At 55.1% G+C, this 17,699-nt stretch carries 19 protein-coding genes; all 19 read left to right on the forward strand.

All coding sequences use genetic code 11. The features are described from left to right. The first annotated feature begins 8 nt into the window (after positions 1-8). The 19 genes from EYB53_RS08480 to EYB53_RS08570 all read left to right on the forward strand — a co-directional run bounded on the left by EYB53_RS08480 (position 9) and on the right by EYB53_RS08570 (position 17,249). Positions 9-827 (forward strand): glycosyltransferase family 2 protein, encoded by an 819-nt coding sequence (locus EYB53_RS08480; RefSeq protein WP_135477765.1) that lies wholly within the window; start codon positions 9-11, stop codon positions 825-827. 43 nt (positions 828-870) lie between these two features. After that, positions 871-2,103 carry a glycosyltransferase gene (locus tag EYB53_RS08485; protein ID WP_167857312.1) on the forward strand — a complete coding sequence of 411 codons (1,233 nt, stop codon included), beginning with the start codon at positions 871-873 and terminating at the stop codon, positions 2,101-2,103. Positions 2,104-2,246: 143 nt separating this feature from the next. Beyond that, complete coding sequence (locus EYB53_RS08490; protein ID WP_371879086.1) at positions 2,247-2,465, forward strand: NAD-dependent epimerase/dehydratase family protein; 219 nt, start codon at positions 2,247-2,249, stop codon at positions 2,463-2,465. 148 nt (positions 2,466-2,613) lie between these two features. Then, positions 2,614-4,752 (forward strand): bi-domain-containing oxidoreductase, encoded by a 2,139-nt coding sequence (locus tag EYB53_RS08495; RefSeq protein WP_135477768.1) that lies wholly within the window; start codon positions 2,614-2,616, stop codon positions 4,750-4,752. Positions 4,753-4,854: 102 nt separating this feature from the next. Beyond that, complete coding sequence (wecB, locus tag EYB53_RS08500; RefSeq protein WP_135477769.1) at positions 4,855-5,961, forward strand: non-hydrolyzing UDP-N-acetylglucosamine 2-epimerase; 1,107 nt, start codon at positions 4,855-4,857, stop codon at positions 5,959-5,961. Positions 5,962-6,079: 118 nt separating this feature from the next. Then, on the forward strand, positions 6,080-9,490 hold the full coding sequence (locus EYB53_RS08505) for a heparinase II/III domain-containing protein (protein ID WP_135477770.1): 3,411 nt from the start codon (positions 6,080-6,082) through the stop codon (positions 9,488-9,490). A gap of 8 nt (positions 9,491-9,498) precedes the next feature. After that, a complete protein-coding gene (locus tag EYB53_RS08510; RefSeq protein ID WP_135477771.1) occupies positions 9,499-10,170 on the forward strand; it encodes a sugar transferase in 672 nt (223 codons plus the stop codon). Then, complete coding sequence (locus tag EYB53_RS08515; RefSeq protein WP_135477772.1) at positions 10,167-10,799, forward strand: acetyltransferase; 633 nt, start codon at positions 10,167-10,169, stop codon at positions 10,797-10,799. Before EYB53_RS08510 ends, EYB53_RS08515 begins: the two co-directional genes overlap by 4 nt. 24 nt (positions 10,800-10,823) lie before the next feature. Further along, the gene (locus EYB53_RS08520; RefSeq protein ID WP_135477773.1) at positions 10,824-11,945 is read left to right on the forward strand and encodes an aminotransferase class I/II-fold pyridoxal phosphate-dependent enzyme; all 1,122 of its coding nucleotides are present in this window, start codon (positions 10,824-10,826) and stop codon (positions 11,943-11,945) included. Positions 11,946-12,965: 1,020 nt separating this feature from the next. Then, positions 12,966-13,472 carry a nucleotidyltransferase domain-containing protein gene (locus EYB53_RS08525; RefSeq protein WP_167857313.1) on the forward strand — a complete coding sequence of 169 codons (507 nt, stop codon included), beginning with the start codon at positions 12,966-12,968 and terminating at the stop codon, positions 13,470-13,472. Positions 13,473-14,147: 675 nt separating this feature from the next. Next, positions 14,148-14,378 carry a type II toxin-antitoxin system HicB family antitoxin gene (locus tag EYB53_RS08530; RefSeq protein WP_135477775.1) on the forward strand — a complete coding sequence of 77 codons (231 nt, stop codon included), beginning with the start codon at positions 14,148-14,150 and terminating at the stop codon, positions 14,376-14,378. Further along, complete coding sequence (locus EYB53_RS08535; RefSeq protein WP_135477776.1) at positions 14,378-14,602, forward strand: type II toxin-antitoxin system HicA family toxin; 225 nt, start codon at positions 14,378-14,380, stop codon at positions 14,600-14,602. The genes EYB53_RS08530 and EYB53_RS08535 overlap by 1 nt, the downstream gene beginning before the upstream one ends. A 33-nt stretch (positions 14,603-14,635) precedes the next feature. Further along, positions 14,636-14,935, forward strand: coding sequence for a hypothetical protein (locus EYB53_RS08540; protein WP_205712610.1), 300 nt, complete (start codon positions 14,636-14,638; stop codon positions 14,933-14,935). A gap of 365 nt (positions 14,936-15,300) precedes the next feature. Then, positions 15,301-15,612, forward strand: coding sequence for a nucleotidyltransferase family protein (locus tag EYB53_RS08545; protein WP_097651351.1), 312 nt, complete (start codon positions 15,301-15,303; stop codon positions 15,610-15,612). Then, a complete protein-coding gene (locus tag EYB53_RS08550; protein ID WP_097651350.1) occupies positions 15,593-15,727 on the forward strand; it encodes a HepT-like ribonuclease domain-containing protein in 135 nt (44 codons plus the stop codon). The genes EYB53_RS08545 and EYB53_RS08550 overlap by 20 nt, the downstream gene beginning before the upstream one ends. Before the next feature lie 17 nt (positions 15,728-15,744). Further along, a complete protein-coding gene (locus EYB53_RS08555; protein WP_167857314.1) occupies positions 15,745-15,903 on the forward strand; it encodes a hypothetical protein in 159 nt (52 codons plus the stop codon). Between the two features lie 201 nt (positions 15,904-16,104). Then, a complete protein-coding gene (locus EYB53_RS08560; protein ID WP_097651349.1) occupies positions 16,105-16,428 on the forward strand; it encodes a hypothetical protein in 324 nt (107 codons plus the stop codon). Next, positions 16,429-16,815: a toxin-antitoxin system TumE family protein gene (locus tag EYB53_RS08565; protein ID WP_135477777.1), complete on the forward strand. Its 387-nt coding sequence runs from the start codon at positions 16,429-16,431 to the stop codon at positions 16,813-16,815. A 239-nt stretch (positions 16,816-17,054) separates the two neighbouring features. Further along, a complete protein-coding gene (locus EYB53_RS08570) occupies positions 17,055-17,249 on the forward strand; it encodes a DegT/DnrJ/EryC1/StrS family aminotransferase (RefSeq protein WP_205712612.1) in 195 nt (64 codons plus the stop codon). The last annotated feature ends 450 nt before the right edge of the window (positions 17,250-17,699 follow it).

The following is a 17,699-nucleotide window of genomic DNA, read 5'->3' on the forward strand; positions in this document are numbered from 1 at the left end:
GATTTATAATGATTTATCGACCGTTATTTAGTATCGTTACGGTTGTACTTAATTCTGTTGACGCTGCTCTTTTCACCGCGCAGAGTGTGCTGTCTCAGCATTATCTCGATTACGAGTACATTATCAAGGATGGTGGCTCACAAGATGGCACTGTTGAGCAACTCCGTAACAGAGGTTTGATTGTCTATGTGAAACCGGATCGCGGCATCTATGATGCGATGAATCAGGCCCTTGCATATTGCCAGGGAGAGTATGTCTACTTCCTGAATGCAGGTGATACATTCTATGACGACGGTGTGCTAGGTCGGGTGGCAGCACATATAGATATGAACGCAGCTGTTGTTTATGGAGATGTCATGCAACATCCCTACTCGCTAAGTACAAACTACCCAACCCGACTGAGTAGGTATTATTTGTTTCGGAAGAACCTGTGCCATCAAGCGTGGATGGTGCGGCGTGATGTCTATCGACGGTTAGGTGGCTTTCGCGCCGATTCGCCTGTCAAGCCGGAGCAACAGGCAATCGTCTCTGATCAGGAGTTTCTTTGGCGTGCATTGCTGCAACAGAGATTACCGGCGCAGAAGATTCCTGTATTGCTGGCTAACTTCGAGTATGGCGGCTACTCAACGCGCCAGGACATGCGCACCCGCAGTATGGATGAAAGGTGGGCGTTGCTCAGAATGTATTTCTCACGACAGGAATTGTTTTTGTATGGGCTGCGCTCTCTCTATTTCCTGAATCCGATCAAAGTGAAGGTTTGGAACATGATTCATCAACCTGATTCTGCAAACGGATCACGCTCAAATGCGGCAACAAAGATTTCGTGATGGATCTTCACAACAGAGCATTTGGCCACAAGGAGCTAGCAACTTGTCTACCTCACAGCTAAGTACAAGAAAGGCTATAGTGCTTTCGCCTGCATGGCCTGCTGAGACCAATGGGTCTGGCATAGCAATCCGCAGCGCGTTGCAGATGTTTGCTGAGCAGTTTAGAGAAGTCTGTTTTATCGGCCTTGTGGAGACGCCTTTTGACAAAAAGCAACGTGAGGAATGGCAGAAGCACTGTCCGACCAATGGAATGGTCAGATTTCACCATGTCAAAATCACGCGGTATGCACCATTAGTGCGTTTTCTCCTCAGCTACCGTAATGCACTACCTGCTGTGACACATCAGTTTCATGCCGAAGATGTCAAGCAGAAAGTGTTTACAATACTTAAGGATGAGATCAATCCAGCTCATCCGCCAGTTTTCATCATAGAAGATATCCCGATTGGCTCATATTGGTTTGACCTGAAGCAGCGCTTTCGTGACATTCCAGTTATTGTCAGGAGCGAAAATGTAGCAGGCAGAGTCTTTGAGACGATTGCCAGAAAGTCAAACCCGTTGGAGCGATTGCTCTGGGAACATGAGATCCGTCGTCTATTGCGACTTGAGGAGATGCTGCTAAGAAGTGCTGACCGATTCTGGGCGATTTCTGACGCTGATTTCAACACGTATGAACAACTCTATCAAAAATCTCCAGCAGGTGTCTTCGGCGTTTGTCTGGATGCAGATCAGTATCAGGCGTCATTTGGCGATATCAGCGTGGTGATACACCTTGGCGGGGCGGATCTGCGCAAGGGCCGAGGATTAGCTGGATTCATTGAGCGGGGTTGGACAACTGTCCGCAAGCACAGGCCAGACGCTACATTGTTGTTGGCGGGCAAGAATTCCCAGAAATACGCGGCAGCGCCACAGGGTGTCTGGGGATTGGGGTTTATTGATGACGTTCAAGGCTTTTTGGGGCGTGGATCAATCTTCATCAACCCGCAGGAAAGCGGTTCAGGCATCAAGTTGAAAAGCCTGGTAGCGTTACTCGCAGGCAAGACGCTGATTTCTACGGAGATTGGCATCGAAGGTGTCGCAGGCACCAACGGTGTGCACTTCTTGAGCGCTTCCTCGCACCAAGAGATGGGCGAAGTGATAGTAACCATGATGTCCGATCCTGGCGCGGCCGCCAAGATTGGAAGGAACGCTAGAGAGATGGCAGCAGAAGCATATAGCCAGAATCGACTCCGCCAAGACACAGCACAGTTGTTTGCTGACATTAAACAGTTAGCATGAAAGTGAGTCGGGTTGTGCGGGCAAGAGAGTGCATGTCTCAAACGACATCCAATCATTTTCTGTTGTCATAACCCAGAGAGATGTTCAGTCACTGATACTTCAAAGTAAAAAGCGGAATGATGCGATCATGAAAAAAAGTAATTATCACAGGCAGCAGCGGGCTGATTGGCTCCGAAGCTGTGCAATATTACGACAACCAGGGCTACCGCGTCATCGGCGTTGACAACAACATGCGGCGCGAGTTTTTCGGGCCGAAGGGCGACAACACCTGGAATCTGGTGCGTTTGCAGCAGGCAGTTCACAACTTCCAGTATGTCGATTTGGATATTCGTGACCGCGTAGGCTCCCAATCTCTTTCGTGAACTTCTTCCCAACGTTGTACCACACGAAGCCCCACCTGTCACGCGGCGATGCGCAACTCTTTCTTTCACGGATCGGGAAAATGAGAACCTAGCGAAAAGCTAGCAAACGGTGAGTTAATATTGAAAATCATTCTGGATTGATGACTACATGCAGCAAATCATTCAAAACCTCAAGACCGGCGAAACAGAACTACTCAACACCCCCATCCCAACCTGCGCGACTGGTCAACTTCTCATCGCCACCCGCCGCAGTCTCATCTCCGCCGGTACCGAACGCATGCTGGTCGAGTTCGGCCAGGGCAATCTGATCGCCAAGGCGCGCTCGCAGCCCGATAAGGTGCGCCAGGTGCTTGATAAGATCAAGACTGACGGGTTGCTGCCTACTTTGGAGGCTGTCTTTGCTCGCCTCGATCAGCCGCTGCCGCTGGGCTACTGCAATGCAGGCGTGGTGTTGGAGGTGGGCCAGGGCGTGACCGGCTTTGCGGTCGGCGACCGCGTGGTCTCCAATGGACCCCACGCCGAGGTCGTAGCTGTGCCGCAGAACCTCTGCGCCCGCATTCCTGATGGTGTGAGCGATGACGCCGCAGCGTTCACGGTGTTGGCTGCTGTGGGCTTGCAGGGCATTCGCCTGGTCAACCCCACCCTGGGCGAGCGCGTGGTCGTCGTGGGCCTGGGCTTGTTGGGCTTGATGACAGTGCAGATGCTGCGCGCCAATGGCTGTCAGGTGTTGGGCATTGATCTTGATGGTCAGAAGTGCGCTGTGGCACGACAGCTTGGCGCTGAGGCCGTTGATCTGAGCAGCGGTGCTGATCCGGTGGCATCAGGCATGGCTTTTTCCGAGGGGCGCGGTGTTGATGCTGTCTTGATCACCGCCTCGACGAAAAGCAGTGAACCTGTTCACCAGGCCGCGCAGATGAGCCGCAAGCGTGGGCGCATTGTGCTGGTTGGTGTGACTGGGTTGGAACTCTCGCGGGCTGATTTTTATGAGAAAGAGTTGACGTTTCAGGTCTCTTGTTCGTATGGGCCAGGACGCTACGACGAACTCTACGAGCAAAAGGGTCAAGATTACCCCTTCGGCTTTGTGCGCTGGACCGAACAGCGCAACTTCGAGGCTGTGCTCGATCTGATGGCGAGTGGGCGCATGGATGCAACTTCCCTTATCTCGCGCCGTGTCCCGCTGGTTCAGGCTCCTGCCGTCTATCAGGAACTTGTCACGGATCGTTCGTTGCTTGGGGTCTTGCTAACCTATCCCGATGTGCAACCTAGTCTGGAACAAGTCGTTCAGGTGCAACCTCGCATTGCGAAAGCACCTGCGGCCACATCTACCCCCCAGCCTCAAGTTGCTGTAGGCGTCATTGGAGCCGGCAATTTTGCCTCGCTCGTCTTGATCCCGGCACTTGTCAAGACTGGTGCTCGTCTTGAGGCGATTGCAACCACGACTGGTCGTGAGGCGGCGATTGCGGCACGTAAATTTGGCTTTGCCCAGGCTGTCTCTGATTACCGCAAGATCCTCGAGCATCCAGCGATCAATACGGTCTTCATTCTGACTCGCCATAATACGCATGCCCGCTTGATCGTTGAGGCCCTGGCGGCAGGCAAACATGTCTTTGTCGAAAAACCTCTGGCGCTTACCCAGGATGAGCTCGATCAGATCAATGCTGCGCGGCAACAAGCACCCAATCTTCAGCTACTGGTCGGTTTTAACCGTCGGTTTGCTCCGCTTGCAGTAGAGATGCGCAAGCTCCTTGGTGCTCGTACCGAGCCACTCACCATGATTTATACCGTCAATGCAGGCGCAATCCCGGCGCAACACTGGACGCAAGATCCTCTGGTGGGGGGTGGGCGCATTATTGGTGAAGGCTGTCATTTCATCGATCTACTCCGTTTTCTTGCGGGCCATCCCATTGTCAACGTCAGTGCGCACGCCATCGGTGTCGCGCCTGGCCTGGCGGTGCGTGAAGACAAGATGACTATCACCCTCACCTTTGCCGACGGTTCCCTGGGCACCGTGCATTACTTTGCCAATGGCAGCAAGCAGTTTCCCAAAGAGCGGCTAGAGGTCTTCAGTGCTGGGCGCATCCTGGCCCTCGACAATTTCCAGCGGCTGCACAGCTATGGCTGGGCAGGCTTCAAGGGCCAGCGGCTGTGGCGGCAGGATAAAGGACATGGCGCCGAAGTGGCTGCATTTGTTGAACGAGTTGCACAAGGTGGCTCGTGGCTCATCCCCTGGGAAGAACTGGCAGATGTCACACAAGCGACGTTTGACGCCGTGGAACAGGTAAGCTGAGTAGAGTGTGCCAACCTCAGTCGGCCTAAGCCGACTGAAGTTGGCACTACAAGTGTCACACTCAAAGGCTCTTTCTGAAACCATACCTAAGGACAAAACCCTGTGAAGATCCTGCATGTTGTCGGCGCTCGTCCCAACTTTATGAAAGTCGCACCAGTGTTACATGCACTGAGTCAGTATGATACCGTCAGGCAGATCATTGTTCACACTGGACAGCATTACGACGTCAACATGTCTGACATCTTTTTCCAGCAACTTGGCATTCCTGCGCCAGACGTGAACCTGGAGATAGGTTCGGCGAGTCATGCTCAGCAGACCGCCCAGATCATGGCCCGCTTCGAGCCGGTCGTGCTTGAGCAAAAGCCTGACATGGTGCTCGTCTACGGTGACGTAAACTCCACGGTTGCGGCGACCCTCGTCTGTGCCAAATTGCTCATACCGGTAGCTCACGTTGAGGCTGGCCTGCGTTCAGGAGATCGCACGATGCCAGAAGAGATCAATCGGTTGGTGACCGATCAGCTTGCCGATCTTCTGTTTACGCCGTCGGGCGATGGCGATCAGAATCTATTGCGTGAGGGCATTGCTGCCGAGAAGATTCACTGTGTTGGCAATGTCATGATCGATACGCTGGTACGGTTGCAGCCAGCCGTGGCCGACTCTGCGGTGCTTGACGAGTTACACCTGGTGCCCGGCGGTTATGCTGTTTTGACCCTGCACCGTCCTTCCAATGTGGACGACGATCGTGTGCTTGGTGCGCTGCTCGGGGCCATTCTTGCGTTGGCAGAACGTCTCCCCATCGTTTTTCCTGTCCATCCCCGCACCCGTCACCGTCTTGAGCGCCTTGGCCTGGGGTTACCTCCCGAGGGCTTGCGCCTGATCGATCCGCTGGGCTACCTTGATTTTCAGCGTCTGACGAGCCAGGCGCGGATCGTGCTGACCGACTCGGGTGGCATCCAGGAGGAGACAAGTTACCTGGGCATTCCTTGCTTGACGCTGCGAACCAATACCGAACGCCCGGTCACCGTAGCGATGGGCACCAACATGCTCGTTGGCAACGATCTCGATCGCTTGCGCACCCGCTTCCATGCCATTCTTGATGGCGACGACAGTTGGGATCAGCGTCCTCCTGGTGGAATCCCGCTCTGGGATGGGCACGCTGCCGAACGTATCGCTAACATCCTGTGTAAGACAAAGTTCGTAGGCACTTGACCGTTTGCGCCCTACGTCGTGGTAGTGCCGACTTTAGTCGGCCTCAGCCGACTGAAGTCGGCACTACCACGGTCATGCTCAAAAGCTCTTTCTGAAACCTTGTCTAAGGCCTAACGCGATGCATACACTCCTCAAAGCCAGGCAGATCGTCTTGCTGCTACGGCATCTCGGGTTTGCCTGGCTTTTCTTTCGTCTTCAATATGCCCTACGCCAACGTAGTGGTTGGTTTGCCCGGCGCTGGCCTGTGACAACATGGGACCAGCGCCCTTTTGCGACGTTTCTGATCAATGACGATCTCGCTGATCCGTTCATCTACAAGCAATACCGTGCAAGCCAGGCTCCACAATTCTTCTTCGATCCTGCCCAGCGCCTGGCCTACCAGGCCTTGCTAGGCCAGTGGGATGATCATGGAGAAGAGACGCCACAGTACCTTGTCAAACAGTTGCGCCAGGGACAAGGGCACTTTTTTGAGCACCACTGGTGGCAGACAGGCTTTCCCCCAAACTGGCATCGCAATGCGTTGACTGGTGAAGCGACGCCACCGGATACGCACTGGTCAAAGCTCGGTGACTTTGGGCATGGTGATATCAAAGTTATCTGGGAACCAGGCCGCTTTGGATGGGCGTATGCGCTGGTGCGGGCCTACTGGCGTACTGGCGATGAAAGCTATGCCGAGACCTTCTGGCAACTGCTAGAGCATTGGTGCAATCATAATCAACCCTATCAAGGTGTCCATTGGCGTTGCGGTCAAGAGACAACTTTTCGCGTCATGGCCTGGTGTTTTGCGCTCTATGGATTTGCGTTCGCTTCATCCTCGACCCCAGCAAGAATCCAGCAACTGGCTCAGATGATCGCACTCTCGGCTGAACGCATTGCCTCTAATCTGAGCTATGCCCTGAGCCAGCGCAACAATCATGGTGTCAGTGAAGGCGTCGGGTTGTGGACGATTGGCTTGCTCTTCCCCGAGTTTCGCGAAGCGGCAACATGGCGCGAGCGTGGCCGCCAGGTGCTCGAAGAGTTGGCTGAGCAATTGATTGCCGATGATGGCGCATTCAGCCAGCATTCAATGAATTATCACCGGGTCATGTTGCACGACTATCTGTGGGCCGTGCGGTTGGGTGAATGCAATCACCAGCGATTCAGCCCCACATTGCACGAGCGTGTGCGCACGTCAGCACGATTTCTCCACGCATTTCTCCAACCTGCAACTGGCAGCGTGCCCCGTTATGGGGCCAATGATGGCGCGCTTGTCTTGCCTCTGACAAACTGCGATCACCGCGATTTTCGCCCGCTCATCCAGTCGGCGCTGTATCTGCTTGAAGGTGTGCGAACCCTGGCTCCCGGTGCCTGGGACGAAGAACTTCTCTGGTTGAGTGGGCCTGCTGCGCTCGAAGCTCCCAAAGAATGTGCCAAGCCACCGTCGCTTCAAGCAGACGCAAGTGGTTATTATCTCATCCGCGATGCAGCGAGTTCCATCTTTATCCGCTGTGGCTCATTCAGGCAACGGCCTGGACATGCCGATCTCCTGCACCTTGATCTCTGGTATCAAGGCCAGAATATCGCGCTTGACCCTGGCACATATAGCTATAATGCGCCGCCTCCGTGGGACGATCCCTTGTCGCGCACCCTCCACCACAATAGCGTAACTGTTGATGGCCTTGATCAAATGGATCGCGTCAGCCGTTTTTTGTGGTTACCCTGGATCAGCGGTAACGTGCGTCAACAGCGATCATCCAGGCAGAGCGAGCTGACCTACTGGGAGGGTGAGCATAGTGGCTATCAGCGTTTGGCAAGCCCTGTATCTCATCGCCGAGCTATTGTTGGGCTTGGATCAGGAACCTGGCTGGTTCTTGACGATCTCACTGGTGCAGCTCGTCATACCTATCGGTTACACTGGCTTTTTGATGATCTCCCTTATCTGAGCGATCTCAACGCGGGTCGCCTGGAACTCTCAACTTCGAACGGCAGTTATATCGTGCAATGGGGTGCGTTTGGGGCCGAGGTAGCGAGTAGTCTGGTGCGGGCAGGGATTGATGATGCACGCGGCTGGCAGGCACCATATTACCTTGAACGAACGCCGGCCGTCTCACTGGCCGCCGTCACAGATGGAAGTAGGGTTCGTTACTGGACACTATTTTCTGCTTTACCCTTGACCATTCGTACGAACTCACACGGTTTGCATCTGAGTGGACCCTCACTTGAAGCGGATTGCATCTTGAGCGAAGATCGTACAAGGACTATTGTCGATCGAATTGTATTGCGAAGACCTGTACAGGATACACTACTACCTATGTCTATCAAAGTTCTGTTGCTTCACCAGGCATTTGCCACACCAGCGCAGGCAGGCGGTACGCGCCATTATGAATTCGCACAGCATCTATTGGCGCAGCAACATGCATGTACGGTTGTGACAAGCAATCTTAGCTATCGCACTGGTGCGCAACTGAGTGCGTATTCGGGGTTGGTCACTGAAGAAGAGGTTGAAGGCCTTCGCATCTTACGGGCCTATACCCTCCCCGTCCTTCATCGTAGCTTTGTATGGCGTGTTGTGGCTTTTTTCAGTTTCATGTTTACATCCGTCATCGCAAGTTTGCGTGCTGACAAGGTCGATCTTGTTATTGGCACAACGCCCCCAATCTTCCAGTCTGTCTCAGCATGGTTAGTTGCGGTAATGCGTCGTCGCCCCTTTCTCCTTGAAGTACGTGATCTATGGCCAGAGTTTGCCATTGATATAGGCGTACTCAAAAACCCTGTGCTAATCAAGCTGTCGCGATTACTTGAACGGTTTCTTTATCGTGTTGCGGATCATATTTTAGTGAATTCCCCCGCCTACCGTGATTATCTGATCGCCAGGGGTATATCATCAGATAAAGTCACCCTCATCGCTAACGGGGTAGCACCTGATATGTTTGATCCCGATCGGCGAGGCGAGGCGTTCCGTGCCCAGTGGGGTTTAGATGGGAAATTTGTTGCAATGTATACCGGGGCGCTCGGTCTAGCCAATGATATCCCTACCATTGTAGCTGCAGCTGAATTATTACAGAGGCATCAATCCATCCAAATTGTGCTGGTTGGTGATGGCAAAGAACGCACTGCACTAGAAGCGCAGGTTTTGCAACGAGGGCTCACCAATGTACTCTTTGTTGGGGCACAACCGAAAGCAGCGATGAAGGATGTGATCGCAGCAGCCGATGTATGCATTGCTACCTTGCAAAACATCCCAATGTTTACCACCACATACCCAAACAAAGTGTTTGATTATATGGCCGCAGGGCGTCCCACGATTCTTGCCATTGATGGCGTCATTCGTCAGGTCATTGATGCCGCCCAAGGGGGAGTGTTTGTTCCACCGGGCGACCCTGCATCGCTTGCGGTGGCTGTGCTTGCATTGTCAACCAATCCAGAAACTGGTGCTATCATGGGGCATAATGCCCGTCGTTATGTTACGCAACATTTCAACCGGGCTGATCAGGCAAAAGAGTTCGAACGTCTTTTGATCTCACTGTCCAATCGGCAGAATATAGACTAAATCCCTGGATGAATTCGTTAAATTCCTTTTACCGCCACACAGGCAAACGCATCTTCGACCTTCTGGTCGCCATCCCGGTGCTGCTTGTTTTCAGCCCGCTGCTCGCGGTGCTGGCTCTACTCGTGCGCGTCAAACTGGGCACCCCCGTCTTCTTCCGCCAGCAGCGCCCTGGTCGGCACGGCAAGCCGTTCACCATGGTCAAGTTTCGCACGATGACCGATGCGCGTGATGCCAAAGGCAACCTATTGCCTGACGCGGAACGGTTGACGCGGTTTGGCAAGTTTTTGCGCAGCAGTAGCCTCGATGAACTGCCAGAGTTGTGGAATGTGCTCAAGGGTGAGATGAGTCTAGTGGGACCACGTCCGTTGCGCATAGAATACCTTCCTCTTTACTCAACTCATCAAGCTCGACGTCATGAGGTTCGCCCGGGTATTACTGGATGGGCACAGGTGAATGGTCGCAATGCACTTTCTTGGGAAGAACGATTTGATCTAGATGTGTGGTATGTAAATCAGGCATCGTTTTATCTTGATCTCAAAATTATCGTTATGACGATTGTTGCGATTCTCAGACGTGATGGGATTAGTGCGTCTGGACATGCTACTATGTATCGATTTACTGGTTCCAAAGATACAAAAGAAGCATCACCGGAACAACTGCAAAAAGGCGATACTGCGTGAAATTGCTCTTGGTTGGTGCTGGTACATATGGTCAGGTATATCTTAGCTATTTGCGAGAGCAAGCATTATTTGAGGTTGTTGGTTTTTTGGACGACAATCCTATGCTTAATGGTAAGCTTATTGAGGGTGTACCTGTTGTAGGCAATACTGACGATCTTTTGCACTATCGGTGTCAGGGCATTGAAGGCATTATTGCTCCTATTGGTAATAATAAAGCAAGAGTTCGTATACTTGAAAAGGCTCAAGAATCAGGCCTATTAACCCCGAATTTTATTCATCCTACAGCTATTATTGCGAAAGAGGTTGTCATTGGTCAAGGGGTGTATATTCTTCCCGGCTCTATCATTATGCCATATGTCCGGATTCACGACTATGTTATGATCAGTATGAGTACTAATGTCGCTCATCATGTTGAATTGTGTTCTGGCTGTTTTTTGTCCACTGGTGTAAATGTGGGAGCTGGAATTACTATTAATAAAAATGTGTTTGTAGGGATGGGGGCAAACATTATGACAGGGGTCAAGTCTATTGGCGCTGATGCAATTATTGGCGCTGGTGCAGTTGTTATCCGAGATGTTCCCGAGTCTGTAAAAGTTGCAGGTGTACCTGCTAAACCTCTTGACTCTTAGTTGCACTAACCCCACTAGGACGCTGTGAAACGTATCTACCTCTCCTCGCCCCATATGTCAGGCCGCGAGCAGCAATACGTCCAGGAGGCGTTTGCCACCAACTGGATTGCGCCCCTTGGTCCGCATGTTGATGCGTTTGAGCAAGAGTTTGCGGCGCTCGTCGGTAGTCGCCATGCGGCTGCGCTTAGCTCGGGCACGGCAGCCTTGCACCTTGCGCTGCTGCTCGCCGGGGTCGGTGCAGGCGATGACGTGCTGGTCTCGACGCTGACCTTTTCGGCGAGTGTCAATCCGATTGTCTACCTTGGGGCGCGCCCGGTCTTTGTCGACAGCGAACCGACCTCGTGGAATCTCGATCCGGCGCTGGTCAGCGCGACCATCGAACGCAAAGTGCGCCAGGGCAAACCACCGAAAGCCGTCGTGCCCGTGCATCTCTATGGGCAGAGCGCCGATATGCATCCGATCATGGCCGTCTGCGAGCGCTACGGCATCCCTGTGATCGAAGATGCCGCCGAAGCGCTAGGCAGCGATTATCACGGCAAAGCACCGGGAACCTTTGGCAAAGCCGGCATCTACTCATTCAACGGCAACAAAATCATTACCACCTCGGGTGGCGGCATGCTCGTCTCGGACGACGCCGACTTCGTCGCGCACGCCCGCAAACTCGCAACGCAGGCCCGCGACCCGGCCCCCCACTACCAGCACTCCGAAATCGGCTACAACTACCGGCTCAGCAATGTTCTCGCTGGCATTGGACGAGGTCAATTGCAGGTATTGGAAGAGCGTGTCGTAGCGCGGCGGCGCAACTGCGCCTTCTACCAGCAAGCCCTGGGCGACCTGCCGGGCATCGCCTTCATGCCCGAAGCCTCGTGGGGGCGGCACACGCGCTGGCTCACGGTGATCACCATTGACCCGGCGCAAAGCGGCACTGATCGCGAGGCGATCCGCGTAGCGCTGGAAGCGGAGAACATCGAAGCGCGCCCCGTCTGGAAACCAATGCACCTCCAGCCCATCTTTGAGCGCTATGAACGCAGTGGGGGCAGCGTCGCCGAAGCCTTCTTCCGCGACGGCCTGTGCCTCCCCTCGGGCTCGAACCTCAGCGAGGAAGATCTCGAACGCGTGGTGGCGGTGGTGCGGCGAGGGTTTTGACGCAAAGGCGCAGAGGCGCAGAGATTCAAGACGAGATTTTGCGGGGAATGGTTGTCGCGACTTCGCCTGCTGGCTCAGGATGCACAAAAGGCAATTTTCCGTGCGGCGCATCGAAGACCCCTCGCTGCGCTCGGGGTGCCAAGGCGGGCGCAGCGGGGTGCCAACGCCATCCCTGTCATTCCGAACGGAGTGAGGAATCTTCATTGCGGCGCATCGAAGACCCCTCGCTGCGCTCGGGGTGACAGGGAGAGCGTAGCGGGGTGACACGGCGGGCGCAGCGGGTGACATTGCTGGCGCAGCGGGCTACCAACGCCATCCATGTCATTCCGAACGCAGTGAGGAATCTTCATTGCGGCGCATGGAAGACCCCTCGCTCCGCTCGGGGTGACATGGCTGGTGCGGCGGGGTGCCAACGCCATCCATGTCATTCCGAACGCAGTGAGGAATCTTCATTGCGGCGCATCGAAGACCCCTCGCTCCGCTCGGGGTGACAGTGCTGGCGCAGCGGGGTGACACCGCGGGTGCGGCGGGTGACATGGCGGGCGCGGCGGGGTGCCAGGGAGAGCGCGATGGGGTGCCAACGCCATCCATGTCATTCCGAACGGAGTGAGGAATCTTCGCTGCGGCGCATGGAAGACCCCTCGCTGCGCTCGGGGTGACATGGCTGGCGCGGTGGGGTGCCAGGGAGAGCGCGGCGGGGTGACGGAGGATGCCTTGGGCTTTATCTACGCAACAACGTGCTGATGATGCATTGCAATCCGCTCGGCGTTTCGTTCCGTTGACGCGCGATGTGCAAGCCCTGGTTTCCAACAAAGAACTGGATTCCTCTTGAACCTCCGCGCCTCCGCGCCTCCGTGCCTCTGCGTTACAACCTCCGGAACGCCGTGTTGCCAGGGCACATCCCTCGGCGACACGGCGTTTTTGGCGTGGGTGGCGGGGTGGGGGCCATCCGAAGGACTGACCGTTGGCGTGGTATACTATTGCCAGATGATCGGGAATGAGGCTGCCCAAGGAGTGGTCGTGTCTACGCAAGCGGTGACGTCTGAACGCGAGCTGCTGACGCCGTATCGCACGTTGACCCAAACGCTGGTCACCCATTTTGGTGAACGGCTCAAAATGATTGTGCTCTTCGGCTCACGTAGTCGTGGCGAGGCTCGTAGCGATAGTGACCACGATCTCTTCCTGGTGATTGAAGGCTTGCCCAGCGAACCGCTGGCACGGCAGCGAACGATGATGGCCCCGCTCTTACCCTCCCTGCATCTCATGCCCGAACGCCTGGCAATGATCGCCCGCACTCCCGAAGAAGTGCAGAGTCACCTGACCTCACTGGTGGTTGATGTGTGTGTGGATGGTCAAAGCCTCTATGGCGAAGCCTGCTTTGCCGAACTTCGCACCCGTGTCCTCCAGGCCGTGCAGGAGATAGGCTTGGCACGACAACGTGTCGCCGGAACATGGATGTGGCGCTTCCCGACCTTCTCTAACCAGGAATGGGCGGTTACCTGGGGAGATAACCATTTTAGGCTCTGAGACGCACTGCCTAACCGATTATGGTGATGAGACCAATTACACCTTGCCTTGGGATTTATTTACGCAACAAAGTGCTGATGATGCATTGCGATCCGCTCGGCGTTTAGTTCAGTTGACGCGAGATTTGCAGGCCATGGTTTCCAACAAACAACCGGAAGATCGTGGCTCCTCTTGAATCTCTGCGCCTCCGCGTCTCCGTGCCTCTGCGTTAAACCCTCCGGAACACCTGTCATTTTGACGCCAAGGCGCGAAGGCGCGAAGGTCGAAAAAAGATCTTTGCGGCTCGGCGTCTTGGCGTCAAAACAGCGTAGCGTTGGAAGCCGAGCACATCGAAGCGCGCCATGCTCTGGATGAGCGCCGTGCCCGGCCGTGCGATCGCCGCAAGCATCGTCCCGCTGCTGAGCGCCGCCCTGCTGTGGCGGGGCGGCGGGCGTGTCGAACACCGCGCTACTGTGCCTTGATTGCACTCGGCGGTGCATAACACAAGAAAGTTTCCGCATCCGTTTTGTTCGTGCCCCACTGTGGTATACTTCATCGGACATACATGCCATGTCAACTGATTGACGGTGGATCAAAGATGACATGCCTCTGGGATGTGGTGTAGGCTACCTACTGTTCGGATCTCGTGCGAAAAATGGCCATAGTACGTCACTACCGACGTCAGGGAAACGCGTCATGGAGAGAATTGCAAATCTGCACATCGAAAGGCTTGCAGAAGGAGTCTATCTGGCGACATCTGAGGATATTCCTGGGTTAGTGGCTCAAGGTCGCACCATCACCGAGACGCTGGAAATTGCACGTGATGTCGCAAGAAAACTGATCGAAGCGCAACGTGAGCGACAAGCCAAAATCGAACTGGCTGCCGCCATGGATGCTTTCGATTACCCGCTGATCGTGGCCGACTGATGGGACGACTGGCTGGTTTCCGCTATCGAGAGATCGTCAAGCGACTCAAGCAGTTGGGCTTTGAGTTTGATCGCCAGGCAGCTGGAAGCCATGAAATCTGGTACAACGCTGCACAGAATCGCTACACCACCATTCCCAACCATCCCGGTGATATGCCTGAGGGAACGTTGCGCGCAATTCTCAAACAGGCTGACATCACGCCGGAACAGTTTCTCAATCTCTGACAAAGCGCCGCTGCATCCTGGGGCTCTGGCCCTTTGTCTTCGGCACGACCGACCTTCACCATCCTACGCCGTCTCCAGCGCCGCGAAAACATCTTCGCCGCGCACCGTACGCACGTCTACCAACGCCTCGTCATCGCCGGATGGAGTCACCGCAGCGTCACTCTGCTCTACCTTGGGTGGGCCGTGCTCGGCGTGATCATCGCCCTGCTCTGGATCAGAGGCGTACCTGGCAGTGCGATCGCAGCAATCATTGTCCCGCTGCTGAGCGCCGCGCTGCTCTGGAGCACCGTCGTCGTCACCGAACGCACCGTTGGTCAGCGCAACGCAGTGTAGCGCGGGCGGACATTTTGACGCCAAGGCGCAACGGCGCAGAGGTAGAAAAAGAAACTCTGTGTCTCCGTGTCTCTGTGGTACACCCCAAAACGCCGTGGTACCAGGGCCTCGCCTGGGTGCCACGGCGTTTGTGGTGTGGCGGGGTGGGGGGAACGGCTGCTTTTGACGCAAAGGCGCGAAGGCGCAAAGGTAGAAAAGAAACTCTGCGCCTCTGCGCCTCTGCGTCTCTGCGCCTCCGCGTCTCTGCGTTAAAACCTCCGGAACGCCGTGGTACCTGCAAAACAACCCCAGGACGATGGCCGCTATGCTATACTACCTGACCAGAAACCCTGGGAGACCGTCGGCGCATGCGGAGGCAAAAAGAGATGCCCGTGACCTCAAAACAGGAAATCCTGACCCTGCTTGCCGCGCACGAAGCCCCTATTCGGCGCTATGGTGTGACCCGCTACGGACTCTTTGGCTCGTTTGTCCGGAATGAAGCGCATGCCGAGAGCGATATTGATGTGCTTGTGGAGTTTGACCCAGCTCAGAAAACATTTGATAATTTTATCCAACTCGCCTGGTATCTCGAAGACCTTTTTGGACGACCGGTTGACCTGATTACCGCTGACTCATTAAGTCCCTATCTCGGGCCGCGTATTCTCCAAGAGGTCGAATATGTCTCGCGTCGTACGTGATCGCCTCATTCATGCTTATTTTGGAATTGATTATGATATCGTGTACGATGTCATAATCAATAAGATACCCGTACTTCACCAACATATCCTCTTTATTCTGGAGGAAGAGGAGTAAGCGAGCAGCGATTCAGGGTGGTCATTGTTATTCAGCCCATCTTTGAACGCTCCGAACGCAGCGGAGGCAGCGTCGCCGAAGCCTTCTTCCGCGACGGCCTGTGCCTCCCCTCAGGCTCAAACCTCAGCGAGGAAGATCTCGAACGCGTCATCGCCGTCGTGCGGCGCGCATTTTGACGCAAAGGCGCAGAGGCGCAAAGGTTCAAGAGGAAACTCTGCGCCTCCGCGCCTCTGCGCCTCTGCGTTACAACCTCCGGAACGCCGGTCATGTTGACGCAACGGCGCCAAGGTTCAAAACGCATCCCTGGTATGGTTCACCAAGATATGATATCCTGGAAGGCATAGATGGTATGAAGCCGTGACCCAAGGAGGGCGTCTATGACCTCCGGCCAACAGACCTTACGTAAGATCCAATCGTTGGAACAACTCTATCGTCGTGGATACCACAGTGACATGATTGATACCACGATTGAGCAACTTATCGCTCGAGAACAGACACAAGCCAAACAAGCCTTCGCACGACTGACAGCGACTCTTCATGAATTTGAGGAGCGGTATCAGTTCTCTTCTGAGGATTTCTATCGCCAGTTTCAAGCAGGGGAACTGGGTGATGAAGCCGATTTCTTTGAATGGAGTGCGTTCTACCAGATGTGGTTAGCGACCCAGGAGCAGATCAACCTCCTGAACGCAGCGGGTGGCTAGGTGGACACACAAGACTACCTGGCTGACTTGAAAGCCACGCTTGCGAGCAGTGCCCTCGTTATGCACATTGATATCATACAGGAATATGCCACCCCCACCCAGGGCTTCTTCCGAGCAAGACTGACGCTCTGCAACCATGACTTTCTCGAAGTTGCCGAATTCTTCCAGAGTAGGCAAGCACGGATCCAAACGACGGAATACCGATATCAGTGGATGGATGCTGAACGCCGCCTGCTGAGAAAACGCTGGGATAATGCCCCGCATTATCCCAACTTGCCCAATTTTCCCGATCATGTGCATATTGGCGAAACTGGCAGCATTGAACCGGGTCAGGTACTGAGCATTCTGGAACTGATTGACCTGATTCAACAGGAACTTGACGCATAACCACTTAACGCAGCGACGCAGAGGCGCAGAGATTCAAGCGGAAACTCTGCGCCTCCGCGCCTCCGCGCCTCTGCGTTACAACCTCCGGAACGCCGTGTTACCAGGGCACATCCCTGGGCGACACGGCGTTTTTGGTGTGGCGGGGGGAACGGCGGTGATCTTGACGCAAAGGCGCCAAGGCGCGAAGGTCGAAAAAAGATCTTTGCGCCCTTGCGCCTTTGCGTCAAAACAGCGTAGCGTTGGAAGCCGAGCACATCGAAGCGCGCCCAGGGTGGAAACCAATGCACCTCCAGCCCATCTTTGAACGCTCCGAACGCAGTGGGGGCAGCGTCGCCGAAAGCTTCTTCCGCGACGGCCTCTGCCTCCCCTCGGGCTCGAACCTCAGCCTCGAAGACCTCGCACGCGTGGTGGCGGTGGTGCGGCGCGCATGTTGACGCAAAGGCGCAGAGGCGCAAAGATTCAAGACGAGATTTTGCGGGGAATGGCTGTCGCGACTTCGCCTGCTGGCTCAGGATGCACAAAAGGCAATTTTCCGTGCGGCGCATCGAAGACCCCTCGCTGCGCTCGGGGTGCCAAGGCGGGCGCAGCGGGGTGCCAACGCCATCCCTGTCATTCCGAACGGAGTGAGGAATCTTCCCTGCGGCGCACGGAAGACCCCTCGCTGCGCTCGGGGTGACAGGGCGGGCGCAGCGGGATGCCAACGCCAGCCATGTCATTCCGAACGGAGTGAGGAATCTTCATTGCGGCGCATCGAAGACCCCTCGCTGCGCTCGGGGTGACAGTGCTGGCGCAGCGGGATGCCAACGCCATCCATGTCATTCCGAACGGAGTGAGGAATCTTCATTGCGGCGCATCGAAGACCCCTCGCTGCGCTCGGGGTGACA

The sequence above is a fragment of the Candidatus Chloroploca mongolica genome (assembly GCF_004762035.2).
Taxonomy (GTDB): domain Bacteria; phylum Chloroflexota; class Chloroflexia; order Chloroflexales; family Chloroflexaceae; genus Chloroploca; species Chloroploca mongolica.